Origin of the sequence: Paenibacillus faecalis (assembly GCF_900289175.1) — a bacterium.
GTDB lineage: Bacteria > Bacillota > Bacilli > Paenibacillales > Paenibacillaceae > Paenibacillus_AQ > Paenibacillus_AQ faecalis.
Map to the genome: position 1 here is coordinate 3,422,697 of NZ_LT985747.1, position 26,086 is coordinate 3,448,782.

Below are 26,086 nucleotides of genomic sequence, written 5' to 3' on the forward strand. Positions count from 1 at the left end.
TTCTTTATTTTTTGCATAATTTACTCATTAAGTGAGTGTCTCGTCTAGTGAGTAGAGCTACTTTTGGGACAGCCTCTTACAACTTTGCCTAAAGGCATGCATGGCTAAGTTATGATATCCTTTTGCCTATTTCGCGTCGTCCAGACTTTTCGCACCCTCCTGTGCTTCTTTCGGAACTTCTATCTTCTCGATTTCATTATGCTTGGAGAACGTGCTATTCATCTTCATATCTACGGAAACACTCTGCTCAGCCTCACCCATGCTCATCACCATCTCAACTTCCGACTTTGCCGGCAGATAGGTTTCCTTATTCACACCATGAACGATTTTCATGCTCTTTATATCCATCTGCTCGATCATCGCAGCCGTTTGATCATCCGTTCCACCGGTTTGACTCATGTAGGATTTCGCCAGCTCCTTCAAGTTATCACCGGAAACGTCTGCGTTCAGAATATATAAGTCGCCTTCCTCACTCACCTTCGTATCTTGGGCGATTGACTTAAACTGCTCCAACTGTTTCTCCGGACCTTCTGTTGTCATCTCCATACTAGCCTTAATATCTTTCACATGTTCTTCAGGCAGCTGGAACCACTCATCACCCATTGAGGTATATACTCCCTTCTGGGTAACGTATTGCTTGATGTCCTGCTTTCCTTGGCCCGGAACCTCCATTTGCATTTCCTGGTACATTTCCATTGGTTTCATGGTCGCATCCACTTTCATGGACATATTGATGTTTTGTTCCTGCTTGCTCTCGCCTTCACCGATTACAATGTTTTGTTTAATAACCGTGTCCATAGAGAAGCTCTTCATCTTTTGGCTGGCCTCTGCTGATTTCGTAATCAATTCCTCAACCGTAGGAAGCGCTTGTTCCTTAGGCGCATCTGACGGTGTCTCTTTCGTCTGGCCGCTTCCCTGTTCTGCGGGCGGTGTTGCATTACCATCATTCGCCCCCTTTTCAGTACTACAAGCAGTTATCCCCGCTGCCAAAATTACACTGAATAATGCCACTGTCCATTTTTTCAAAAGAAATTCCTCCTAAAAATTATGTATTCCTTCGTTATTACCCAATATAGAAAAAAGTGTAACACCATCCATTTAATTTATTTCAAATTTTATTATTTTATGTTTGTTTGTCAGATGACTTCTTGCCTTGCCACGAGCAGAGCGGGTACACTTAATAAACAATGAATGATCATCAAGGGATGTGCTATCTAAATGAAAAATCTCCTGATTACAGGTTACCGGGCTCATGAGCTCGGCATTTACAATCTTAAGCACAAAGGAATTCCATATATAAAAAAAGCGATTGAATCGAAGCTGGTTCCTTTAATTGAGGAAGGGCTGGAATGGGTGATTACACCAGGCCAGTACGGGATAGACCTGTGGGCATGTGAAACGGCTATCGCATTAAAGCAGCAGTACCCGCAGCTGAAATGCTCCATTATTACCGCTTATGCTCATCCGGAAGAGCAATGGAGTGACGACAAAAAAGAGTATTACATGCAAATCCTTCGGGGGGTAGACTACTACGCCGCTGTCAGCAAAGAATCTTATCAGGGAAGCTGGCAGTTTAAAGCCAGAGACGAACTATTATTTCGAAAAACCGACGGAATTTTGCTCGTTTATGATGAGGATTCGGGAGAAGCCAGCCCAAAGTTTGTAAAGCAGCGTGCACTAAAAAAGCATATGGAAGAGGATTATCATTATATTTGTATCGGTTCAGAGGATATTCAAACCGCTGTGGATGAGGCAATGAACGAGCACATATTTTATGATGATTTCTAAAAAACGGGGAATGGCTTTACAGGCAAAAGGGGTGACAGATCAATAAACCTGTCACCCCTCTTCGTATAATTGATCATCAGGTTGCCTTTTTCAACTGGCTTGTGATAAGCCTAATCTGCCCTTTCAAGGTCTGCCCAATAATTGTCAATATGGGTATAGTCATATCCGTGAGCTTCGGCCACCGCCTGATACGTTACCTTCCCGCCGATTATATTGATTCCTTTGGCTATAGCTCGGTTAGCAGCTGATGCCTGGTGAATCCCTTGATTTGCTATTCTAAGACCGTAAGGCGTCGTCGCATTGGTTAAAGCAATTGTAGATGTACGCGCCACTGCACCGGGTATATTGGGAACAGCATAATGAATAACGCCGAACTTCTCGTAAGTCGGATTATCATGTGTCGTAATCCGGTCGATCGTTTCTATCGATCCTCCCTGGTCAATGGCCACATCGACAATGACTGAACCCGGACTCATTTCTTTTACCATTTCCTCTGTGACCAGCCGAGGGGCCCGCGCTCCAGGTATGAGGACAGCTCCTACAACGAGATCTGCATCTTTCACCGTTTCTGCAATATGAAACGAGTCCGAGATGATCGTCTTGATCCGCCCCTGAAACTGGTCATCCAGCTGACGAAGACGGATCGGGTTAATGTCTAGAATGCTTACTTCCGCCCCCATTCCAAGAGCGACTCTTGCAGCGTTGGTTCCAACAATCCCTCCACCTAACACCACGACCTTTCCCGGTGCTACACCCGGTACACCACTGAGAAGAACTCCTTTTCCACCATGAGCCTTCTCCAGAAAGTGGGAGCCGATTTGGATAGACATTCTGCCCGCAACCTCGCTCATCGGTGTAAGCAGCGGAAGACTTCCATCTTCCAGTTGTATCGTCTCATAAGCGATCGCCGTTACCTTTGAGTCAATCAACGCCTTAGTCAATTCCGCTTCGGGAGCCAGATGCAGATAAGTATACAATATCAATCCTTCCCTAAAGTATGCGTATTCCTCCGGCAGCGGCTCCTTCACTTTCACCACCATATCTACCGTCCACGCTTCTTTGGCAGTGGGGACGATTTTGGCACCAGATCGAATATAATCATCATCGGTAAATCCGATCCCGACACCTGCCCCAGTTTCTACCCAAACTTCGTGCCCCGCATTTTTGTAGCTTATTACCGTACCTGGCGTCATTCCCACTCGGTGTTCATTGTTTTTAATTTCTTTAGGAACCCCAATGATCATTGACTTCAGCCCCCCACAGCGTTAAAATTAATTTCCTTTAGCAGCTTTTTACCCACTTTTAGGCAATTCCCTACCATTATACTACCGAAAGGCAGATCACAAACACCCCTAATTTCAGAAATCTTCTAAAATTTGAAATTATTTAAGATTAATGGATCATACCAAGCTTATACTTTTTTTAATTTGAACAAAAGAAACGCCTTAATCATCCTGATTTAAAGGACAACGGCGTTTCTTCAAGTTCAAAAAGGTTCTAGGAAGAACATATCAATTGTTTCAGCTTAGCAGCAATGGCAGTAACCGGCAGTACATGATCCACACAGTTCAACCTGATCGCTGCCCTGGGCATACCAAATACGACACAGGTCTCCTCGCACTCTGCGATGGTAGACGTTGCACCATGGCGTTTCGCATGAGCCATTCCTCTGGCTCCATCACTCCCCATGCCTGTCATAAGTACGAAATGTCGCTTTACATCTACTAGCTTAGACACAGAATGGAAAAGCACGTCCACCGATGGCCGATGGCCATTTACTTGAGACTCCTGATGCAAAGCAATACGGTATTCCCCCTGTTTCTTTACTACATTCATATGGTAACCCCCAGGGGCAATATATACGGTTCCACCTCGCACTAATTGATTGTTATATGCTTCCACGACCGAAATCTGACATAATTGATTCAGTCTCTGCGCAAGCGATAACGTAAATTTCGGAGGCATATGCTGGACAACGAATACAGGGGAAGGAAACTGTGCAGGAAGTCCGCTCAGAAAAGTCTGTAATGCTTTGGGTCCCCCTGTGGAAGTGCCAACAGCCACGATCTCCTTAAAATCCTTCGGCCCTGATTTTTTACTTATTACAGGTTGATGCACAACCGGATTCAGACGGTTTCTTGCAGCGATGAGCGTAGAAAGAGAGGTTCGCGCTGCTGACTTAATTTTGCTTACCAGTTCCTTTTTCACTTCTCCAACATCGGACATTTCCGTTAAAAAAGGTTTAGAGATAAAATCTACCGCCCCACTCTGAAGTGCCGAGATCGTAATCTCGGCCCCTTCCTGTGTGAATGCACTAAGCATGATAACTCTGGTCGGAAGCTCATCCATAATGCATTCCAATGCTTTCATACCGTTCATTTCCGGCATTTCAACATCCATGGTTACAACATCGGGACGGAGGTCCTTGACCATCTGAACAGCCTCGACTCCATTTCGCGCGGTCCCGATCACTTCAATGGAATCGTCTTCTTTTATCAAACGAACAATCAAATTACGCATAAAGAGTGAATCATCCACAACCAATACTTTTATAACTCCCATACAAAGTTATCTTCCTTTATTTTAACTTCTTTGCCTTATCCACTTCACCAAACAAATTAAACAATGTCGATATCTCCATAATGAGAGCTACGCTGCCGTCGCCAAGAATAGTACCGCCGGCGACACCTTCCACCTTGCCAATAAAAGAGCCAAGTGATTTGATCACAATCTCCTGATTTCCGATAAGCTCATCAACAACCAGGGCTAAGCGCTTTTCTGCCGACCCGACAATAACAAGTGAAAGCTGGCTCTTAGGCTGTTTTGGGCCTTCCAGATTAAAATACTCATGCGCCCTGGATACAGGAATAACCTGATTACGAAGCAATAGAACCGACTGCCCCTGGATTGTCACAAGCTCCTCTGTCTTCAGTCTTACAATTTCAGCAATGTTGCTCATCGGGATAATAAAGGTTTGACCGGAAATCTTTACGAGAAGGCCTTCAATGATAGCAAGTGTAAGCGGAAGCTTGATCTTAAACTGCGTACCTGCTCCCAGCTCCGTATCAATATCGATCATTCCGTTCAACTTCTCGATATGACTTCTTACGATATCCATTCCCACTCCGCGTCCAGATACATCGCTTACAGCACTGGCAGTTGAAAATCCAGGGCGGAATATAAGATCCACGGCCTCCCTCTTGCTTAGAGCCTCTGCTTCTTCCGCTGTGAGAAGTCCCTTTCTTACGGCAGAGGACTTCATCTTATCCGAATCGATTCCAGCCCCATCATCCTTTATGTAAATCACAACCTGATTATCTTCATGCGCGGCCCGAATCAACAACTGACCTGTCGGGGGCTTGCCTGCGGCGATCCGATCACTCGGTGTTTCAACGCCATGATCGACCGCATTGCGTATAAGATGGATAAGCGGATCGCTGATCTCTTCGATTAACGTACGATCAAGCTCGGTATCTCTTCCTTCAATTACCAAATTGATGTTTTTCCCCAAATTCCGGCTCAAATCCCTGACCATACGTGGAAATCGGTTAAACAGCTGCTCGATTGGCAGCATTCTTGCCTTCATGACGCTATCCTGCAAATCACCGATAATACGAGACAGATGATCAGAAATATGAGCCAGCTCCGTTACGGAATCATCGGTAAATCGTCTTCTCTGTATTTGCTCAACCTGCTGAATCCGTGTCTGATCGATCACAAGCTCACCAACAAGATTCATTAAGTGCTCCAAGCGCTCAACGCTGACCCGAATGGTCTGAGGTTTGGCTTTTGCAGACAAAGACGCTTCCGGCGTTTCCAATCTCTTATCAAGGACAGGAGCAGAAGACGGCAGAATCGTAAATTCCTCAGCCCGGACAGGCTCAACAACAACATTCTCTACATCCATAAGTTCTGACGCCAAAATAAACAGCTGTTTCTCATCATAAACACCAGCATGAAGAAAAAGCAGCTCCACTTCCTCTTCATTTTGCTCATCCAAACTGCCTGGCTCTGGCGAGGCATATAAAATATCTCCCCATTCCGCCAGAGCCATTTGAATAACATACGCTCTTGCCCCTTTGATGAAGCAGGACGGCGATATTCGCAGAGAAATCCAGTTCACCTGAAGGTTCTGCTCCAGACATTCCGTTATCCTTAACCTGATGTCCATACGAATCTGCGGTTTCGCAAAAGGCTGTGGTTTCCACGCAGTTTCCGTCTTCCCCTCTTCCTGAGCGTATGCAAAGTGCTTGAGGTCGTGTACACATCCGGATATGTCTGTCAGAATGTCTTCACCTTCCGTAATCTCCAGCTTCAAAAGCTTTAAATTGTCCAGAGCCTGAAACAACAGATCAATTAACGGGGCTGAAACCGATATTTTATGACTTCTAACCTGATCGAGCAGATGCTCCATCTCATGGGTCAGCTCTTTCATCGTATCAAGGCCCATTGCGGCAGAAGATCCCTTTAACGTATGGGCTGCACGGAACAAGCTTTGCACTGCATCACCATGACTTCCTTCTTTCTCCAGCTTTAATATTTCATCATCCATCAGCTGAAGCTGCTCATCAAGCTCTTCCATAAAAATTTCTTTGTATTCGGACAGCATACCCTCCCCTCCTTATTCATGCAGCAAAACTTCACTTAATTGCAAAATGCCGACAAGTCCTTTATCGGATACGCCAATGCCTGTAAAATAGCCGCCATTCACGCCGTCAAAGCGGTCCGGGGGAACCTGGATATCGGAAAATGTAGTTACTTTATTGACATAGTCCACAATGATTCCAACTGCTTCTTCTTGATGATGAACAACAACGATCCGGCTTGATTTTGTCGCCTCTGCCTCTGCCATGTCAAATAGACAGCGAAGACTGATCACCGGAACAATCGTCCCCCTCAGATTAATGACGCCTTTAACAAATTCCCTCATATTCGGAATAGGAGTGATCTCCTGCATTCTTATAATTTCATGTATTTCTTGTATCCGGATCGCATACTGTTCATTTTCAATACCAAACTCCACATACTGCTCTTTCCCGGTTACCTGCATGATAAAACTCCTCGCACTACTTGATTTTAAAAACAGATACCATATGGTTAAGCTCTTCTGCCAGCTTGGCCAGCGATTGCGCTGTAGATGCTGCTTCTTCACTGCTTGCGGCGGTTTCTTCAGCTGAAGCAGAAATACTTTCAATGGCTGTAACAACTTCGGCTGCTTGTGCCGCCTGTTCCTCGCTTGCCGCCGCTATTTCCATTACAGTGTTGGATGAATCATTCACCATGGAAATTATATATTCAAAAGATTCGCCTGTTTTTTCGGTCGAAATCACACCAGCTTGTACAGCCTTGACACTTTCCACCGTGTTATTCTGCATTCCCTTAATAATACCGGCGATCTGCTTCGTCGCTTCCCCGCTTCGTTCAGCAAGTTTTCGCACTTCATCGGCAACGACAGCAAATCCACGCCCCTGTTCCCCGGCACGGGCTGCTTCGATCGCAGCGTTAAGCGCAAGTAAATTGGTCTGCTCAGCAATATCATCAATCACTTCAATGATTTCTCCGATACGAGTCGAATCCTCCTCCAGTTTAAGCACCTGCCGGTTCACTCGGTTCATGCCTTCTATCGACTGTTGGACCACGTTTCCTCCCTGAGAAGCAATGTCCGCTGTCTTATTCACCAGCTCAGCTGCTGCGGTTGCACTGCCGGCCACCGAGTTGATTGCAAATGACAGCTCCTTAAACAATTCATTGATCGTCTGAACGGAGTCAGCCTGCTGAGTGCTGCCAACAGCCAGCTCTTCAGCACTGGCAGAAATCTGCTCGGATGCAGCTGCAACCTGTGAAGCATTCATATTGACCTGACCGATCATGTTGGTCATGCTTTCGCTAATGTCATGAAATACTCGGGCGAATACTCCAATTTCATCGTGACGAAGCTGATATTTCTCTGGCAGTTCCTGCGTAAAGTCTCCACGGGCCATACTTTCTCCAACAACAACCGCAGACGTTATTGGTTTGACAATGGTATTGGTCAGCAGAACGATCAGAACGCCAAGCAATAGAATAGTAATAATTCCCGCCCCGATAATGGAATACATCAGTTCCTGCGAATCAGCCATAATTTCTTTCACCGGAATGACGATCGATACAGACCATGGTGTAGCCGTTTTTCCGACTTGAATAGGTGTATATTTTAAGTAATTCCCATTCTCTTTGTAAGTTAGCGTGTTGCCTTCGCTGATTGCAGCAAGAATTTCAGGCAACCGTTCACCAGGAAAAACATCCTTCACATTTTTACCGATCTGGCTTTGATCCGGGAGTGTTACGACAGTTCCGTTGTTCGAGTATATATGCGCATATCCGGTATCATACAGCTTGAATTGGTCCATCATTTGCTGCAGCAACTCTAGATCGATATCTACACCTACTGCACCGATCACCACATTATTTTCTTTAATCGGTGCAACAAGCGAGGTCATTACTACTTCTTCGTCTCCGAACATTTCCTTGTACGGCTCTATGATCGCTTCATTCCCGCTATTTTTTACTTTAAGGTAATAATCACCTACACCTTCCATATCATAGGCTTCAAGTGCACTAAGCTCCAATCCCGACTCTGTTCTTTTCCAGTAAGGTATTAGTCTTCCGGTATGGTCGGTCCCCAGTGTATTTTTGTATTTCCCATCTTTTCCGTCGAATGCATTCGGCTCCCAGATCGTCCAAACCGCCTTGAACGCTTCATTATTTTCCATCACATTTTGAATCACCATATTAATCGCTTCGCGGTCTGTGTTTCCAGAACTCTTTAATGCCTCGAAACTATGAGCTAATGAACGGGACACACCCATCGCTCTGTCAAGATTATTTCGAACAGTTTCAGCAACCTTCTCCCCCGATTCCTCTGTCAAAGTTATCGCTGATTTCATAGACAGATTATTTGTAATCAAGGTTATTGCCGTCAGCATTGTACCTAATAAAATAACGACAGAACCTAAAATAAAAACCAACATTCGAGTACGAAGCTTCATAGCAAAGATAGCTTTAAAACGTTTCATCGATATCCCCTTACTTTTGTCATCATATTTTTTGATAAAACTTTAAATCGGCACCCCTATATCACAGGTTTCCCATTCTTGTTCATCCCGAAATAGGCGATGAAGCATCTAAAGTTGCATGAATATCCGCTCTATCGATTCGATAGAACTAATCAATAACTGTAAACCTCTCTCATCCATTTGAACTACATCCATCCTTTTTTATGAAAATAGACCTATTTATCTGTATAAAAGCAATAATACACCCAGGACTAAAGAAGGTAACCGAAAAATAATTGCGCTGTCACGCATTTTTTTTGCGGGCTTTTGCAAGTTTTTTGTCGAACCACGCAAACGAACACGCAAAAAAGGACCCGAATCCATTAAGGAAAAGGGTCCTTCATCTTTATTTTACTTTCAACAATCTTAACCAAAATCGGAATCTGACAAAAGCCCAAGTTTTCTGGCCTTCATGACCGCTTCAATACGTGACTTGACATTCAGCTTTTGAAACAAATGAGTCAGGCAATATTCCAAAGATCTTTGGCTCATAATGACCTGCTCCGCTATTTCCTTGTTGCTCTTGCCTCCGGCAATCTGTTTTAAGATTTTATATTCCTTGCTCGTGATGGAGCTTGTTTCCATCTGTCTTTCATCCTTAAAACCGTGATCTGTAATTCTTCTCATCTGCCTGACCAGAGTGAGCGGCAGCACAACCTCACCCCGAAGGGCACAGCGAACCGCTGTCACCAGCTGTTCTTTATTCGCCGTTTTATGTATTAATCCTGCAATTCCCGTTTCAAGCATCAGATTAAAATGATGCATAAAATCATATCCGGTATAAGCTAAAATAATCGCTTCCGGTACTGATATTAGTATGTCTTTGGCAAGATCGATTCCGCTGACATCTGGCATATGCAAATCAATAAGCATGATATCAAAGTGATTCTCTTTAGCCATTTCTAATGCCTCAGCCGCTGTATATGCCAATGTAACGGCCAGATCACCTTCCTGCTCAAGCATCATTTTAGTTCCTGCCATAACGGGAGGATGGTCATCGACCAATAAAATCTGATACATCTTTCCTCTCCTCCATTCTCTTTTCCTCTACAGTACTAGAGCCATTGGGAACAGTTATAACGATTGACAATCCTTGATCCGGAAATGAAATGAACTCTATCTCCCCGTCCATACTCCGAACGCGTTCCTTTACACCATATACCCCCATACTCCCCAGATTGGATATTGTATCTTTCACATTCATGCCAATCCCATTATCTTCATAGTAGAGATGAATTAGATCATTATCACTATATAGCTTTATAATCACTTGTGTTGCCTTTGAATGTTTCGATGCATTAGCCAGCATTTCTTGAACGATTCGGTATAGCCCGATCATCAGATCATCATCAACAATATGACTTACATTGCTGCAATCGAACTGTATCGCAAAGTCAGAACGAAGCTGTGTAAATTCAAACAGCGCATGCAGCGATCCTTCAAGCCCCACCTCTTGAAGAAGTGGCGGTCGCAGTTCATTGCATGTAATGCGTATTTGATAAATGACATCCAGCAATCCCTGCTTAATACACTCCAGCTCCTGATGTAAATGTTCTGGAATCCCTTTTTCCGACAGCAACTGATCCAGCCTGCGATACCAAATGATCTGTTCCTGCAAGGCTGAATCGTGCAGATCCTGCGCCAGATGTTTTCTTTCATTCTCAGACAGCTGGAACATAAAGCGCAGCAACCACACGGGAGGAGATTGCTGCCAAGAGAGCTTCTCAAGCTCCTTGGTCAAATCTTCGATAACTCGGAAGTTATCATACAGCACGCTAACATAACGTGAAATGGTTTCCAGCCATACTTTCTTTGCCTGGACAAGCGGAAACGGAGAGTCTTCACCTATGCATAAAATACAGCTCTTGCCCTGGACTTCACCAATCTTTACGAAATAACCATCACATGTGCTGACCATCTCACACGGCGGCAAGTTCTTCACCGAGCACTTCTGAAGCGTCTCCATCATGTGGTGTGAAATGCGGTCATACCCGTGGGTTATCGTAACATTAGAGTCATCGTCCATTTCAATAAAGCTAACCCGGTCAGTCAAAAGAACCCGGCAAACTTCCTCTACAAATCGTTTATTCAAATCCATCACTTTCACCATGCCGAACAAGTCCGAAGAGAACTTGTCCAGACTCATTTGAAGCTGAAAATAGCGTTCTTCGCTTTTACGTATTCTGTCTTCAGCATTTTTCCGTTCTTTCTCAACTCTTTTTTGCTCTGTAATATCTCTAATGATGGTTAAAAACGTATCGCCTCCTTTAAACGGAACGGAAGCCGAAACGGCCTCCGCGTCAATCACTTCTCCATCTAACCGCAAAATGCGGTGTTCTCCTAACTGGATCGCCCCCCTTCCCTTATAAATTTCGTCTAAATAATCTATCACCAACGCTTTCGAATCCATATGAACCAAGTCGAGAACCGAGCGGCCGATAACATCCTTTGAATCTGATGCCCCCAGCAAGGACAGGGCTTTCGGGTTAACATAAGTGCATATATAGTTTTTATGCAGAAGCATCGCTACGGGCGAAATTTCAATCAGCTGCCGATTGAATTGCTCACTGTCCATCAAAGCCTGTGCAACCTGCTTGCTCTCTGTTATATCTTCTATGACGATCTCGATTGTACCCGATTGATAATCCAATATAGCACTCGCCAAAATATCTATAACATCACCATTAATACGCCGAACCTTCACTTCCTCGAGAGATACATTTCCATTTTTCCAAAGCTCTTTCTGAACAGTCTCTGCCCATTCGTCGTCTTTATTCACCACCCAGCTCCAAGGACTGGTTCCGACTATATCCGAAAGCCCGGATGCACCAAGAATCTGTATTCCCCGAGGATTCGAATATATCAGCTGTCCATCTTTCGCCACCGCAATCGCGATCGGTGAAAGCTCTACCAGTTTTCGGTAACGCTCCCGGCTCTCTCTTAACGCTTCCTCAATTTTTTTACGTTCGGTAACATCATAGAAAAAATAAATGGTTGAACCAGTATGCTCATCATAGATTTCTGTTACTTCTGCCTTTATGAATGGCCCTTTGCGTGTCATGACTTTATAGTCAATCGTTTCCTTGTACTTATGAGTCATTCTATAATCTATTTGCTTCCGAACTCTATGAATTTCATCAGACTTTAAAATGTCATAAATAGGCTTTCCGACAAGCTCAGTCGGAGAGCCTAATCCGAAATATTTCACTCCTGCAGAGTTAATAAAAATTACTTTTTCGTTATTCTGTACAATCATCGGCTGCGGGTAATGTTCAATCCATCGCCCATAGCGTTTGAGACACTCTTTATACTTTTTTTCATAATAGGACGTTGCTCTATGCTTCTTTTGACAGCGCTCGGGTGAGCGTTTTCTTTTTCTTCTGCACCTGAAATAACGCCTGTTTATGAATAAGCTATATTTGCGACTTGTTCCCCAGTGCCGGCAATATCCCGGAATGTTGCTGCTGCAGCAGTGACAAAGCATACATACAATAATGACATTGAAAAACTGTTGAAGTAATGAAAGTATGATGTATTTCAGGCCCAAGCTGCCGAGTCTCCTTTTTAACTTTCTTTAGTCGTTAAGGAATATTTCCCCCTGATTTCTTTTAAGAGGCATCATTGTTTTTTATCGGCATATATTGCGCATTTGCGAATATTCCACCCAAACTTTATATATTTTTGCCAAGAACAGAAAGAAACCTCACCATTGACAACGTCGGCTTTACTACCGGATATCAAGAGGAAGGTTTCTTGTATATGATCATTTTGCAAACTTCTCAGTGGATGTAATTATCGTGATTCGTTTTATCATGCCGCTTAGATTGAGCTGTTCATCTATTTTTTGACGAAGAGCATCAGCAAAATCTGCAGCCTTTTGAGGATCGGCATTCTCCATAACAATACAAAATCTTTCTTCGCTGTAGCGAAAATAGATATCCTTACACTCTGCAAACAAATCCGTTCCCCGAACGATATATTTCATCAACTCGTCTCCAATTGCATTATTATGCATATTACCTGAATCCATATCAACCAGAATCAGAGCCATCGGCTGACCTGAATCAAGGCATTCCTTGATCATGATACCTAGTTTATTGCACTTTACCGGTCCTGACAGACTATATATGTCCGTTTTATGATCAAAAGGACTTAAATAATTACGTATACTGTGATCCAGCTGTCTCAGTTCGTAAATGCGAGAAGATAATTGTGGCAGCGATGGCAGCACACTGGATCCCGTAACCACATCTTCTGAATGCTTGGCTAACTTGTAAAGAGGGGTTGAAATATAACGAACAATAGCCCAGGCTGCAAGCAATATTAAGATGCAAATTGGCAAAAATATGAGAATTATGCGCCATATAAGCTTCTTTATCGGTTCGTAAAGAACCGAAACTGGAGTTTGTGACACAATTCCCCAACCGCTCTTCGGCTCATAAGCATAGCCTGCAAAAAACATCTTTCCCTCGGTATTTGTTACTTTGGCCGAGCCGCTTTGCCCGCTATTGACTTGTCTAACAACTTCATTCCCTGTAATGGGCTGATTAATCCTTCGGTAGCTTGGATGAAAAATGAGATGAGCCTTATCATCCACCACGTACACGTAAGAACCGTTTCCGTAGAAATGTTCTCTAAGCAAACTACTTAGCACGTTGTTTTCTTCCAGATAAATGGTTCCTCCGGCAAAGCCCTTGTAATATCCCTCAGCATCATAAATCGGGGAGGAGATCATTAAAATTAAACGTCCGGTCGTTGCTATGTAAGGTTCTGAAATAAGTGGAGTCTTCATATCAACAGCTCGAAAAGAAGCTTTCGAAGTAAGCTGGCTCCCGATCAAACTAAATTCCTGATCCGGGGTAACAGCTTTGATCTGGCGATTGGCATCAGCAATGAAGATAGAGTTAAAATACTGCTCACTTACCTCGAACCAAACATCCAAGTCACTTTGACTAAAGTCAGGATCTCCTGCCAATTGAGCAACATGATCCATATTGCTCTGCATCAAGTCCAAAATTTGAGTTGTATTCGAAGCCAGCTTACGGGCGTATTGATAATTGCTCTCCAAATAATTGCTGGTTAAAGACTTTATATTAGCGCTTACCGCTAAATACCCTCCAACAAAAGCGGTTAACACAACGGAGCTAATAACTAGTATGCCGAGAATAGTATGTAGCCTAAATCCTTTGCGCTTTTCCACGACGAGCCTTCCTTCATCCGCATAATGAACCCTGCCTTGCCCCGGTTGTCTAGGTAAAGAACAGGATTATTATCCAATTGTAACAAGTTTCTTGAAATATGTCGTTATGAAAACGGAGAAAAGACAGCAGTCAAGCCAAAAAAATTAAATTTTTTTCTTTTTTCCACGAAAAAACCCAAGGATTTTCTTCACCTGTGTCGAAAGATTTAGATCAATAAAATTACGATCATGCTAATATTTTCAGTTTCAGGGGGTGATCCATTTGGCCGGTATCAAAGATGTGCTCCTCCAGCTTTTATTTGCACTTACACCTTTTGTATTGTATAACGTTTACTACCGTAATCTTGAGGTCAACTACTCCCGAAAATTTATTATGATCACTTGCACAGTTGCCTTGCTTTTATCCATGACTTTCGCGCCCAGTTTACAAAGTGGAATTATTTTTGACGTTAGATATGTCATTATATTTTTTGGTATTTTATTTGGCGGGTTGAAGACCGGGTTTCTATTACTGGTAGAATTTATTATATATCGGCTTTACCTTGGAGGTTCAGGCACGATAGACGCCATGATTATTTTGGCCATCACCTTTCCTTTATCCCTTCTTCTAAGTTCTCTGTATCATCATGCCAGAAAAAAGTATTGGATAACTTTGATCGCCGGAATCAGCTTTTCCCTCATACCGATCATCGTTCTTTACATCACCAAACCGGATTATATACTGACCCATCTTACATTCAATCTTCTTGTTATGCCGATTCACAACAGCCTTGGGATCTGGCTGCTTATCACTTTGTTCAATAAATCCGTTACGGATAAAGAGCTTTATCTTACATTTATACAAAATGAAAAAGTTGAGGCTATTAATCAAGTGGCCGCATCGCTTGCTCATGAAGTACGCAACCCTTTGACCACCGTCCTTGGTTTCCTGAAATTAATTCGCGCCAATACGCTAAACTGGGAAAAAACAGAACGTTTCATCGATATCAGCATTGAAGAGATTCATCGTACAGAGCAAATTTTGTCAGAATACTTATCGATCAGCAAACCTCTGGGTACTTTTCAGCAGCATATCGATCTTGTTACACAGATCAAAACGGTAGTTGAGCTGATGACACCATACGCGAACATGAATAACGTTTCACTTGAAGCATCATATCCAAGTACCCCGGTATATATCATTGCTAACCCAACAGAGATGAAACAGCTGCTTGTGAACTTTATAAAAAATGCAGTTGAAGCCAGCGCCGAAATGCCCAAAGCCCGGGTCAGCATTCAATTTTTACAGCATCTCCAGCGGGTTCAGCTTGAAATCCAGGATAACGGTGTGGGAATGGATGAAGAACAGTTGAGCCGGCTTGGTTCGATTTACTACTCAACCAAAAGTACAGGAACCGGCCTGGGATTAACATTTTCCTATCAAGCCATACGTTCTATGAACGGTACGATTTCGGTAAAAAGCGAACCTTATTCAGGAACGGTGTTTACGATATCGCTGCCCCTTGCGTAAGTATGACATTCAAAAAAACCCATGAAAGCAGTAGAGAAGTTCTCTTTCTGCTCTCATGGGCAAGCATCACGATAAATATAACTGATGGCCATACATTTCCGTCAGTTTCTCAATGGCCCGCTCCAGAATATCCTCATCAAATCCTTCCAAAGCTTCAATCGCTTGGATCTTCTCGACCGGAGAAGTTGCATCGTTTAAATGCAGTCCCCAGTTCACTATGTTCTGAACCGTGTCCTCTGGCTCCAACTGCTGAAAATATAGATGAGCCTTGTACAAATAACTGTCCGCATGTTCTGGAATAACGTTCAACACCTGATCAAATGCTTCCAAAGCAGCTTCTGGATCATTATCCCTGTAATAAATTTGACCCAAACGATAGTATGCTCCTGGATGGCCGGGCTGAAGCTCCAAAAAACTCATAATATCCATTCTAGCTCTTGTATAATCCATCATGGACAAATAAATGCCGCTGCGAAGACTGTAAAGTCCCGCGTAAGCCGGGTCCAGTTCTAGCCCTTGGGTGCAATCAGAGAGCCCTCTATCAAGCTGATCTGTCTCCAAAAAGCAGACTGCACGAAATTCATACAATCTCGGATTGCCGGGATGAATATGGATAACTTTTGTATATGCGTCAATGGCTAAATCCCACAAACCCATCTCCTTATAGATATGACCTGTAGCTGTTAAGTAGGTTGGATGTTCCGCAAAATCCGGATCTAACGAAACCGCCTTTTGAAGCTCAATCAAAGCTTCCTCATTCTTGCCCTGCAAATACATAACATAACTTTGTTTGTTATGTATTTCAGGATGGTCGCTGAGCTTTAGCGCTTTTATCAATGCCTGTTCGGCAGCAGGCAAGTCACCCATCTCAATGCAAATATCAGCACGCTGGGTATAGTTTGCCGGGTCATCATTTTCCATCTCCAGCAATTTATCATTTAACTGGAGAGCCTTGTCATTTTGATCCAAACGATAGTAACTATCGGCCATCCAGTAGCATGCAAGTGGAGATTCCGGATGCAAGCGGTATAGCTTTGTAATGATCTCTGCCGCTTTTTCCTCTGCCTCTTCCTCCCTATATAATCTGGCGAGCTCGAAATAGGGCCGAAAATCGCTTTGGTCCTGATGCATGGCAAGCTCCAAATCTTCTTGAGCCAAGTGGTTCTTTCCCCACGCTTTATAAATTTGCGCCCGCTTCAAATAAAGCTCAACAGCACCCGTATATTTTTGCAGTCCTTCCGACGCCGCCTCGACTGCCTTTTCGTATTGACCAAGCTGCATATATAAGTCTGCAAGGAGCCAGCGGAAGGAATAATTTTCCCTTACTTGACGCTGAAATGTCTTAAAAGCGCCATGGCTGTAATTCGTGCTTTCATCAAATAACGAGTACCCTTGATCGGCTGCGGCTTCATAGCGGTCTGCCAACTGCATCCCTTGTTTCAATACGGTTAATGCTTCTTCCACCGAATCGATCAAATCGAGACATCTGGCCAGCATGAAGTAATACATCGGAATCGCCCGATCCGGTTGACTGATGCTTTCCTTAAAACAGGACACAGCCTCTGCAGGGTTACCACTCTCAAAATAGGTCATCCCTAACTCATAATAAGTAGATACAACGGTGCTTTGATCCTCTCGTTTAATCGCTTCCTTAAAATCCCGGATCGCCTCGTCGTATTTCCCCAAATCTTTATAAGCTATACCTCTTGTATACCAGGTTAAATAATTGTCGCTATTCAAGCGAATTGCCTCATCCAGATCGGTTATCGCTTCTTCTTCCCGGTTCATCTCACGCAAAATATGCGCACGCCGTTCGTAGGCTCTTGCGGCCCCCTTCCATTCAATGACCTGTCCTAAATATTCTATGGCTTCATTCGAATGCCCGGTAATATGCAGTAGCTCGGCATAAGCAACCTGATCATCCAAAGATTGTATGGCCCCTTGGCCCTTCCTGATATATTTAAGAGCCTTCTCCGTATTCTGACGTCTGCGATAATAGTTTCCAATTCCAAGCCAGATCCTGTCCATTAAACTCATCGTACTCACCCTTTAAATTTATATGTATAGAGCGGCGTTAACCATACTACTTTATTCGCCTTCTTATTCATATTTTCATGAAAAAGGGGACCCTACCGGTTCCCCTTTAGTTGTACCTATTATTTTGACGATAAGAAGAAGAATTGTCCAGAGATTAATCCGGATAATTCCAGCTGTTTCAAATTTGCCACCATTCATCGCATGGGTAATATTGACAAAATTAAGCTCGATTTTAATTATGAATTTAAAATCAGTACACCTTATGAATAATGTCCTCAAAATCCGGATCTTTCATCTCAATATCGTCCAGCTCTCCCCAACTGCCGAGTTCCTTCATCACTTCCAGCGTATTGATTTCCCGGCGGTTGGCTTCCACAGTAACCGTATTTCCTGCAACGTGAACGATACGGATTGCGGTCTGCTCGGCAGTCACTGCCCCGCCAGAACCTGATTTACATTCGACCCGGCTTTCCGGTCCGTATCGATCCGGCACTTGAAACCGTCCTCGAAAGGTGACGGTAAACAGCGTTGGCAGACCGATTGTATCTCGAAGCGATGGAATCGTCCCATCATACGTCAGTTCTCCGTTATTGATAACCATGACGCGGCTGCACAGCTGCTCGATATCGTCCATATCATGGGTTGTGAGCAGGACCGTCTTACCAAAATCTTTGTTCAGCAGTGTCAAAAATTCACGGATACTTCGTTTGGCGTTCACATCGAGACCAATCGTCGGCTCATCCAGAAACAGAAGCTCCGGATCATGCAGCATCGCTGCAGCAAGATCGGCACGCATGCGCTGCCCAAGGGACAGCTTTCGCACAGGCGTTTCCCAGAACTTCTGCAGCTCCAGAAGCTCTGAAAACTGATGGATTCTTCGCTTCTTGTCCGCTTCGTCCACTTCGTACATTTTGGCCAATATATCATAGGAATCTTTCACCGGCAGGTCCCACCACAGCTGGCTTCGCTGCCCGAACACAACTCCGAGATTTTTCACAACCTGCCTGCGTTCCTTGTGGGGATTCAAACCGCCGATGAGCACTTCACCCGTGGTTGGATGCAGGATGCCTGAGAGCATTTTGATCGTTGTCGATTTCCCGGCCCCGTTCGGTCCGATGTATCCGAGAAACTCCCCTTTCTCCACCTGAAAGCTGATGCCGCGTACCGCTTCTTTTGTCTTGTATTCCCTTGAAAAGAGGGTCCTCACACCGGAGAAACGTCCCTCCTTGACGACAGGCGTTTTAAATTCCTTGCGTATGTTTCGAACCTCAATCACCGTTTGCTCCCCCTTTAGCTTCCTGCACTTTGATATTTGGTCATGCCGAATTTCCAAAACCTTAAACTTAAAACCAAACAGATACCCGCAGCGGCAGCCGTTACGATAAACACCCACGGACCGAGATCCCCTCGCAGTATGTAAAGGGACGGAACATAATTCACGAACCCAACCGGGATGATGACGAGCAAAATGGTTGACATCCACTTCGGGTACAGACTAAGTGGATAACGGATCGCCGTACCCGCGGCATCCTCTGTGATCGTCTGCAGTTCAGTGATGCGGGTCGTCCAAAAGCCGCATGTGGCAGTCGCAAGTCCGATGGAGAACAGTATGACAGCACCGGTGCTAATAATAAAAAGGGTTTGCGGAACCGCGATCCAGCCTGCCTGCCCGCTGGCGATCATGCCCCCAAGGGACCATACGAGCAGAAACCCACCTTGAAGCACTTCACCGAGCAAAATGCGGAAATTTTGCGGCATCAATGCCAATAGCACCGGCATCGGACGGGTCAGCAGCTGATCAAGCTCTCCGGTTACGAGATATTTTTCAAGATGATGGACTTCGTCTGCAAAGGTCCGATACACCGTTTTGGACAGGGTCATCACCGCAAACAAATAAGCGATTTCATACATGGACCAGCCTTGAATAGCCCCAAACTTATGCAGTACAATCGCTACCATCAAAAATTCGGATATTTGAATGAGCGCAGCTAAAAACGAAGCAAAAATAAAATTGAACTTATACTGCATACGGCTTTTTATGCTCATGCGGATCAATAGACCGTATAAGGACATCATCGATTTTATGTTCAACCCCCTTGCACCTCCACCTTCCGGCGTAAAAACCCGGTTGCCAGCAAACATGCTAGCGTCAGCAGCAGACACCAAAACAACGTTCCCCATAGAGCGGAGACGTTTCCTAAACCGAGATAAAATCGTGTTGGAACATACAGCAGATAAGGATACGGCGACAGCCAAGCGATGCGTTCCAGCCAGTCCGGCAGCCATTCAATCGGTATAAAAAATCCGGCGAGCAGGGTGATCATCGCATGATTGCCCCAATACAGCCACGCCGATTCCGTCGTCCACAATGCAGACGCACCGATCAGATAATTCATGCAGATCGACAGATAAGAGGCTCCAGCCAAAGCAATAGCAGCGTAAAGAAGAGAAATCGGTTGTTCCGGAAGAGAAAGTGAAAAAGCGAAGTAGTACACCAGGTAGATTGGAACGGACTTGTACATGAACTGATAAGCAATCTGACCCCACTCCCTGGCCATCAAATGACTGAACAGATGTACAGGACGCATGAGATCCAGCGAGATGTGACCTGTCCTGACAGATTCAGGAATGCCAAGCCCCTTCGTGATGAAGCTGGAGACCCATAGTGCAGATTGCGTAAAAGCGATGTAGCTAACCATCCCTTGCGTTCCGTACTCTCCAAGTTCATTGTCAGCTCCGAGACCGATCCATATGCAGGCGTACATGAAACCAAACAATGCGCTGGCTATGTTATGAACCATGTGCGCACCCCGATACTGCAAGTTTCGGGCATAGGCTTTTGAAGCCAGTGTGAAATAAAGCATATAACACCTCCGATAAGTTGTTTGATGGCGGAACCGCCAACTTCAGACAAGGCGAGAATGAAAGAAGGACAATAGCATACCAAATCATTCCACAATAGGCAAGATGTTTTTTTGCAGATGTATAAAAACTAGCGTAAACGGCCTAAGATTAAAGGATCATGCCGAACTTATACTTTCTTAAATGTGAACAAAAAAACGCCGGAAGCAGGAATCAAACCTGCTCATCCGGCGTTCTATGTTATGACTTCTATTGCTCTTTAAGCAATTCCTCGTACTGTGAAAGTACATGATCAAGCTCGTCCAGGCGAACGAAGCGAGCGATACGATATACTTCCTTCCCCTCGAAAAACAGTAAAACCGTCGGTGCGGAAAACGCCAAATACGCTGAAGCCATGTCAGGCGCATCCTCCATATAAGCATATATCCCCGTAACATCAGGCCGGGATTCCAACATGTTGGAAACCTTGGCTTGCACCGATTCACATACACCGCATTGCCCTGTTTTCACAATAAACAGCACAAGCGGCTTGCTTTCTATCTCCTGGTTGATCTCACTCAATGATGTCAATTGCCTCAAAATAAGCGACCTCCATTCATACGAAAATTGATGAAAGCACAAGTTCACAATATAGCCCTTTTCAATTGGCTGTGGTACAACTCGCTATAAAATCCTTCCTGTTTCAACAGCTCATCATGTGATCCTTGTTCCAGCAGCCGCCCCTCTTTGAGCACCAATATTCGGTCCGCTTGCCGAATCGTGTTCAATCGGTGAGCGATCACAAAGCTTGTCCGCCCTTTCATGAGACGCTGCAATCCTTCTTGAATTTTGATCTCGGTTACTGTATCGATGCTGCTGGTCGCCTCATCCAGTACTAGCATAGACGGATTGGCGAGAATAGCCCGGGCAATAGCAAGCAGCTGTCTCTGCCCTTGGCTAATGCCGCTTCCACCCTGCTTGAGCATCTTATCGTATCCGTCATTCAAACGCATGATAAAGGAATGCGCATTCGCAAGCTTCGCCGCCTCTTCGACTTCCTCATCGGTCGCATCCAGCCGCCCGAATCGGATATTGTCCCGAATCGTACCTTCAAACAAAAATGTGTCCTGCAAAACAAATGCCATATGCGATCGCAAACTCTCCCGTTGAATGGAAGCCAAATCACGTCCATCCAGCGTAATGATTCCGCTATCCGGATCATAAAACCTGGACAATAGCTGGATTAATGTGGTCTTGCCCGCCCCGGTCGGTCCGACTAAAGCAATCATCTCTCCCGGCTTTGCCTCAAAAGTGACGTTTTGCAGCGTATCTCCGTCTTTCTCATATGAAAAAGAAACATCTTTGAAGGAAACGGCCCCTCTCACATGGGTGAGCTTTACGGCAGCACCTTCATCCTTGGACTCGACCTCTTCATCGAGCACTTCAAATACCCGCTCTGCCCCTGCGATTGCGGACAACAGCGTATTCCACTGGTTCGCCAAATCATTCAGCGGTCGTGTGAACTGCCTTGCATAGCTTTCAAAAATAACGATAACTCCGATCGTAATATACCCCTTGATTGCCATAATACCGCCGATCCCGGCAACGATCGCAAAGCTGAGGTTGTTCAGCCCATTCATGAGCTTCGGAATAAAGCCTGAAATCGTCTGCGCCCAGAAGCCGGACATCCGGATCTTGGCGTTGCGCTCCCCAAATTCGCGGATAACCCGCTCCTCCTGCGAGAACGCTTTAATGATGCGCTGGCCTGAAAGCGTCTCTTCAATATAGCCGTTCAGCTCGCCCAAGTTTTCCTGCCGCTCCTTGAAGAGCGGTCCAGTGCGGCGCGTAATCCAGCGCATGCCGAGCGCCATAAGGGGAACCACCAGAAACGTAAGCAGGGTCAGCAGTGGACTAAGCCACAGCATAACCGACAGCGTCCCGATGAGTGTCAGAACACTGGAGAAGATCTGAATTGCCGAGCTGTTCAGCGTGGAGCTTACATTTTCGATATCATTGGTCAGGCGGCTCATAATTTCGCCCTGCTGTCTTTTTCCATAGAACGGAATCGGAAGCCGGTGCAAATGTGTAAACAGATCCGTTCTCATCCGGTACACTGTCTCTTGGGCAATTCCAATCATCCAAATATTATGAAGCCAGGTGGTGAGCGCCTGAAGCACATACACAACTGCAAGTCCTATCAAAAAATAAATCCATAGCGGCCCATCAGAGTTTCCGGCTTTCCCCGCATTCGCCAAAAAATTATCCACCGCAACACCGAGCAAATATGGTCCCAGCAGTCCCAGCCCCGAGCTGAGCATAACCATCAGCAGAACAAGCGTCAGCTTGCCCTTGCGATGCGCTAAATATGACCATATCCGTCCCAGCGCAGCTGACCAGTTTTTTGCCTTGGCATTTGTCTTGCGGCTGAATATACCTTTTCCTTCCCCCAGCTCAAATTTCGGTCTCGGATGACGGAACGGTTCAGTGAATGTTTTGAACATACGACTCCTCCTTCCCGTATTGAGACTCATAAATGCGGCGATATAAGGAGGAAGCTGTCAACAGCGCTGCATGATTTCCTTGAGCGATCAAACGACCGTCATCCAGCAGCAAGATCAAATCAGCCGATGTGGTCGAACTGATCTTCTGGGTGATCAGAAACGTTGTGCATGATAGATCCTTTAATGCATCCAGAAGTAGTCCTTCCGTTCGCACATCCAAAGCGCTTGTGCTATCATCAAGAATTAAAATCGCAGGCTTGCGGACAAGCGCTCGTGCAATGGACAGACGCTGTTTCTGACCGCCGGACAAATTCACGCCGCGCTGACCCAGCATCGTTTCATATCCTTTGGGTAAACGATCAATCGTCTCGTGTATTTGCGCTCTTTTGGCGGCTTCTACAATATCCTCCATGCTGGCATCTTCCTGACCCCAGGCGATATTCTCCCTTATCGTTCCCGAGAACAGCAACACTTCCTGGGGGACATAACCGACGCTTCGGCGCAGCTGGTTCAGATCCAGCTTGTCAGCCTTCACCCCGTCTATATAAACTGCACCTGAATCTTCTTCATATAATCTTGGAATCAACTGAACGAGCGAAGACTTTCCGGAGCCAGTTGCTCCCATAATAGCGATCCGCTCACCGGGACGCGCCTGGAAAGATATGTCCGTCAGCACAGCGATATCGCTGCCCGGGTAACTGAAGCCGACGTTTTCAAACTTTACTGCACCTTGAAGTTCCATTTTTCTTCCGGTTTTTTCAGCGGTTTCGGTCCCTCGTCCGATCTTCCCGACCTCATCCATATCACCTTCGGTATCCAGAACCTCCCGTATGCGCAGTGCTGACGCACGTGCCCGTGAAAGCACCATCACCAAACCGGACAATGCCGACATAGCACCTATGCAGCGTAAAGTATAATTCAATACAGCGACAACCTCACCAATAGAGGTGCTTCCAGCAACGATATCTTTTCGTCCAAACCACAAGACCGCCATAATCGCCGCGTTCATAACGATCAGGATGAAAGGCATCGTTCGTTCCGTCATTCGCAGCGTCGAAACGGTCCCTTTCATAAGACGTTTCGATGAATCAGCAAAGCGTTTAATTTCATGTTCCATCCGGACAAATACGCGAATGAGGCGGATTCCTGTCAGATTTTCCTGAATAACGCCGTTAACTGCGTCCAGCCGCTGCTGCACCTTGCGAAAAGAAGCAGCTGCTTTTTTCATAATCCAGGAGATAAAAAGAAACAGTACAGGCACCGTCAATACAAGCCAGAGACCTAAACGCACGTTCACGATAACCGCCATAATGATGCTACCGGTCACCACGAGCGGTACCCGGGTCATGAACCGCAGTCCCATAAATACCGTATCCTGAACTTGTGTAACGTCTCCGGTCAGCCTTGTAATCAGGGACGAAGTCGCAAAACGGTTAAACACGGAGTACGAAAATGACTGCACTTTGTCGTACAATCTCTCCCGCATATCGTAACCAAGCCCTTGACTCGTATGTGCAGCAAAGAAAGAACTAGCAATCCCCGCCCCGAATGCAATCAACGCACTAAATGTCAAAATCCCTCCCCACAGCCATACGACTGAAAGGTCCTCCTGCTGTATGCCATTGTCAATGATTTTAGAGATGATGATCGGCTGAGCCAATTCCAAAACAAGCTCAATCAACATCATCATTAAAGCCGCTATTGCGGCAACCCGATATTTTTTCAAAAAGGAAAAAACGATTCCCATAAGCATTCCTCCGACTGATGGCCCTGAAACGAAAAGCCTCCGAAATAATGGGCCTTGCTAGTAACATACCTTGTATTATAACGTATTTTCCGGCCTAATCGGTTTGAAACACAATGATTCAAAAGTAAATATCTTTGATTTTGACGTTTCCCGAGAGAGCCAGCTTTACACCTTCTTATCCAGCTACTAAATTTTAACCTCTTTTCATTCGATATAATAGTTAGCAACTCGGAAGGATGATGAATGGAATGAACCTGCCGCAAGCATTCACCTTAAATGAAGAGGGTTACACCCTCATCCAGAAGTTGGTCCAGTTTCGGATGGTCGAAGACTTGGCGTATGAATATCATGAACTCAGAGTGATTGAAGAGAAGCAGCGGAATATTTCGCAAAAAAGCGGTATTCTTCACTCCCTGAACAAGGCACATAAAAACCATGCTGCCTCCAAGGCACTTGAAAGAATCCGCAAAAAAGAAGAATGGAAGACCTATTGGGAAGCCAAAAATCTGCTCCCTCTGCCGGAATTTCTTAGAGACGCCGAGATTGAGCCGTTTATTCATGAATTCAGCGCAAGCATCGAAGGGCGGGTACAGCTGTTTCTCATCATGCAGGAAGTCATTCATACCCCGATCTATTACGATATGGACCATTTCAAACACGCAGGTGAAGAGAGCGACTTTGAAGCTCATATTGATAAAATTTCTCATATGTGCGAATTCGGACCATGGGGAGTTGAAGTTCATAAAAATACAGAAAAGTTCTTTAAAGACATTAAAGATGAAGGCGGAAAAATGTTCAAATGGGGTTCAACCGGCCTTACAGGCGTCGGATCGATTGCAGCCGTACTCGCTCTGCCTGTAATCGCCCCTGCTATTAGCAGAATGCTTGGAGTTTCCGGTACTACCGCTACTACAGCCGGGCTCACGATGCTTGGAGGGGGATCGATCGCTGCAGGCGGCCCTGAAGTGGCCGGCGGTATGACCGTGCTTGTTGGCGGGAGCAGTCTGCTCGGTGCGCTCAACGATGATGCGATCGGCAGTATGCTGAGCCAAATTCCGCAAGAAGCCGTTGCCTTGAGCATCGTCAAAATAATCAATCTGATTCATTACCTGAAATCTGATGACAACCGTGATCAGACCGCGACGATGGACATCTTGCTTAAAGCGCAGGATATGTTTCTGGAGTTCAAGCATAAAACCGAACGAGAAATGCTGCTGAACGGCATGTATAACAGTAAAAAAGAAATGATGCAAATGACCCATATTTTGAACCGGGCGTTCCGTCAGTTGATTCAATAATAAACAACGGGCTTCGCAATTACTTGCAAGGCCCGTTGTTATTAGTTTACCTCAATTTTTCAAATTCCAA

19 protein-coding genes are annotated in these 26,086 nt (G+C 45.1%); 3 read left to right on the forward strand and 16 right to left on the reverse strand.

What is annotated here, in order from left to right:
* Positions 1-126: 126 nt before the first annotated feature.
* The gene (locus C8268_RS16225; protein ID WP_106768633.1) at positions 127-1,026 is read right to left on the reverse strand and encodes a DUF6612 family protein; all 900 of its coding nucleotides are present in this window, start codon (positions 1,024-1,026) and stop codon (positions 127-129) included.
* 192 nt (positions 1,027-1,218) lie between these two features.
* On the opposite strand from C8268_RS16225, the gene C8268_RS16230 reads away from it, so the two are divergent.
* Positions 1,219-1,788, forward strand: coding sequence for an SLOG family protein (locus tag C8268_RS16230; RefSeq protein WP_106768634.1), 570 nt, complete (start codon positions 1,219-1,221; stop codon positions 1,786-1,788).
* Positions 1,789-1,898: 110 nt separating this feature from the next.
* On the opposite strand, the gene ald is transcribed toward C8268_RS16230, so the two are convergent.
* The 8 genes from ald to C8268_RS16270 form a co-directional block, all read right to left on the reverse strand.
* Positions 1,899-3,032 (reverse strand): alanine dehydrogenase, encoded by a 1,134-nt coding sequence (ald, locus tag C8268_RS16235; protein ID WP_106768635.1) that lies wholly within the window; start codon positions 3,030-3,032, stop codon positions 1,899-1,901.
* 253 nt (positions 3,033-3,285) lie between these two features.
* Positions 3,286-4,350, reverse strand: a complete 1,065-nt coding sequence (locus C8268_RS16240) for a protein-glutamate methylesterase/protein-glutamine glutaminase (RefSeq protein ID WP_106768636.1) — start codon at positions 4,348-4,350, stop codon at positions 3,286-3,288.
* 16 nt (positions 4,351-4,366) lie between these two features.
* A complete protein-coding gene (locus C8268_RS16245; protein ID WP_106768637.1) occupies positions 4,367-6,397 on the reverse strand; it encodes a chemotaxis protein CheA in 2,031 nt (676 codons plus the stop codon).
* Positions 6,398-6,409: 12 nt separating this feature from the next.
* Positions 6,410-6,838 carry a chemotaxis protein CheW gene (locus C8268_RS16250; RefSeq protein WP_106768638.1) on the reverse strand — a complete coding sequence of 143 codons (429 nt, stop codon included), beginning with the start codon at positions 6,836-6,838 and terminating at the stop codon, positions 6,410-6,412.
* A 16-nt stretch (positions 6,839-6,854) separates the two neighbouring features.
* Positions 6,855-8,843, reverse strand: coding sequence for a methyl-accepting chemotaxis protein (locus C8268_RS16255; RefSeq protein WP_106768639.1), 1,989 nt, complete (start codon positions 8,841-8,843; stop codon positions 6,855-6,857).
* A gap of 405 nt (positions 8,844-9,248) precedes the next feature.
* A complete protein-coding gene (locus tag C8268_RS16260) occupies positions 9,249-9,902 on the reverse strand; it encodes a response regulator (protein WP_106768640.1) in 654 nt (217 codons plus the stop codon).
* Positions 9,877-12,429 carry a PAS domain-containing sensor histidine kinase gene (locus C8268_RS16265; protein WP_106768641.1) on the reverse strand — a complete coding sequence of 851 codons (2,553 nt, stop codon included), beginning with the start codon at positions 12,427-12,429 and terminating at the stop codon, positions 9,877-9,879. Before C8268_RS16265 ends, C8268_RS16260 begins: the two co-directional genes overlap by 26 nt.
* Positions 12,430-12,645: 216 nt before the next feature.
* Positions 12,646-14,082, reverse strand: a complete 1,437-nt coding sequence (locus C8268_RS16270; protein WP_106768642.1) for a cache domain-containing protein — start codon at positions 14,080-14,082, stop codon at positions 12,646-12,648.
* A 262-nt stretch (positions 14,083-14,344) separates the two neighbouring features.
* Between C8268_RS16270 and C8268_RS16275 the strand changes: the two genes are divergently transcribed.
* Positions 14,345-15,592, forward strand: coding sequence for a sensor histidine kinase (locus C8268_RS16275; RefSeq protein ID WP_106768643.1), 1,248 nt, complete (start codon positions 14,345-14,347; stop codon positions 15,590-15,592).
* A 66-nt stretch (positions 15,593-15,658) separates the two neighbouring features.
* On the opposite strand, the gene C8268_RS16280 is transcribed toward C8268_RS16275, so the two are convergent.
* The 7 genes from C8268_RS16280 to C8268_RS16310 form a co-directional block, all read right to left on the reverse strand.
* Positions 15,659-17,629 carry a tetratricopeptide repeat protein gene (locus C8268_RS16280; RefSeq protein WP_106768644.1) on the reverse strand — a complete coding sequence of 657 codons (1,971 nt, stop codon included), beginning with the start codon at positions 17,627-17,629 and terminating at the stop codon, positions 15,659-15,661.
* Positions 17,630-17,879: 250 nt separating this feature from the next.
* Positions 17,880-18,905 carry an ABC transporter ATP-binding protein gene (locus C8268_RS16285; protein ID WP_106768645.1) on the reverse strand — a complete coding sequence of 342 codons (1,026 nt, stop codon included), beginning with the start codon at positions 18,903-18,905 and terminating at the stop codon, positions 17,880-17,882.
* Positions 18,906-18,919: 14 nt separating this feature from the next.
* On the reverse strand, positions 18,920-19,705 hold the full coding sequence (locus C8268_RS16290) for an ABC transporter permease (RefSeq protein WP_420094283.1): 786 nt from the start codon (positions 19,703-19,705) through the stop codon (positions 18,920-18,922).
* Positions 19,706-19,716: 11 nt separating this feature from the next.
* Entirely contained in the window at positions 19,717-20,493 is a 777-nt protein-coding gene (locus tag C8268_RS16295; RefSeq protein WP_106768647.1) for an ABC transporter permease, read from the reverse strand.
* Positions 20,494-20,740: 247 nt separating this feature from the next.
* Positions 20,741-21,070, reverse strand: coding sequence for a thioredoxin family protein (locus tag C8268_RS16300; protein WP_106768648.1), 330 nt, complete (start codon positions 21,068-21,070; stop codon positions 20,741-20,743).
* Positions 21,071-21,114: 44 nt separating this feature from the next.
* The gene (locus C8268_RS16305) at positions 21,115-22,971 is read right to left on the reverse strand and encodes an ABC transporter ATP-binding protein (RefSeq protein WP_106768649.1); all 1,857 of its coding nucleotides are present in this window, start codon (positions 22,969-22,971) and stop codon (positions 21,115-21,117) included.
* Positions 22,952-24,718, reverse strand: coding sequence for an ABC transporter ATP-binding protein (locus C8268_RS16310; protein ID WP_106768650.1), 1,767 nt, complete (start codon positions 24,716-24,718; stop codon positions 22,952-22,954). The genes C8268_RS16305 and C8268_RS16310 overlap by 20 nt, the downstream gene beginning before the upstream one ends.
* A 248-nt stretch (positions 24,719-24,966) precedes the next feature.
* Between C8268_RS16310 and C8268_RS16315 the strand changes: the two genes are divergently transcribed.
* Entirely contained in the window at positions 24,967-26,016 is a 1,050-nt protein-coding gene (locus tag C8268_RS16315) for a hypothetical protein (RefSeq protein WP_106768651.1), read from the forward strand.
* The last annotated feature ends 70 nt before the right edge of the window (positions 26,017-26,086 follow it).

Coding starts and splice junctions, on each gene's coding strand:
- C8268_RS16230 (WP_106768634.1), top strand. CDS start 1,219: ATGAAAAATCTCCTGATTACAGGTTACCGGGCTCATGAGCTCGGCATT.
- ald (WP_106768635.1), bottom strand. CDS start 3,032: ATGATCATTGGGGTTCCTAAAGAAATTAAAAACAATGAACACCGAGTG.
- C8268_RS16240 (WP_106768636.1), bottom strand. CDS start 4,350: ATGGGAGTTATAAAAGTATTGGTTGTGGATGATTCACTCTTTATGCGT.
- C8268_RS16245 (WP_106768637.1), bottom strand. CDS start 6,397: ATGCTGTCCGAATACAAAGAAATTTTTATGGAAGAGCTTGATGAGCAG.
- C8268_RS16250 (WP_106768638.1), bottom strand. CDS start 6,838: ATGCAGGTAACCGGGAAAGAGCAGTATGTGGAGTTTGGTATTGAAAAT.
- C8268_RS16255 (WP_106768639.1), bottom strand. CDS start 8,843: ATGAAACGTTTTAAAGCTATCTTTGCTATGAAGCTTCGTACTCGAATG.
- C8268_RS16260 (WP_106768640.1), bottom strand. CDS start 9,902: ATGTATCAGATTTTATTGGTCGATGACCATCCTCCCGTTATGGCAGGA.
- C8268_RS16280 (WP_106768644.1), bottom strand. CDS start 17,629: ATGAGTTTAATGGACAGGATCTGGCTTGGAATTGGAAACTATTATCGC.
- C8268_RS16290 (WP_420094283.1), bottom strand. CDS start 19,705: ATGATGTCCTTATACGGTCTATTGATCCGCATGAGCATAAAAAGCCGT.
- C8268_RS16295 (WP_106768647.1), bottom strand. CDS start 20,493: ATGCTTTATTTCACACTGGCTTCAAAAGCCTATGCCCGAAACTTGCAG.
- C8268_RS16305 (WP_106768649.1), bottom strand. CDS start 22,971: ATGTTCAAAACATTCACTGAACCGTTCCGTCATCCGAGACCGAAATTT.
- C8268_RS16310 (WP_106768650.1), bottom strand. CDS start 24,718: ATGGGAATCGTTTTTTCCTTTTTGAAAAAATATCGGGTTGCCGCAATA.
- C8268_RS16315 (WP_106768651.1), top strand. CDS start 24,967: ATGAACCTGCCGCAAGCATTCACCTTAAATGAAGAGGGTTACACCCTC.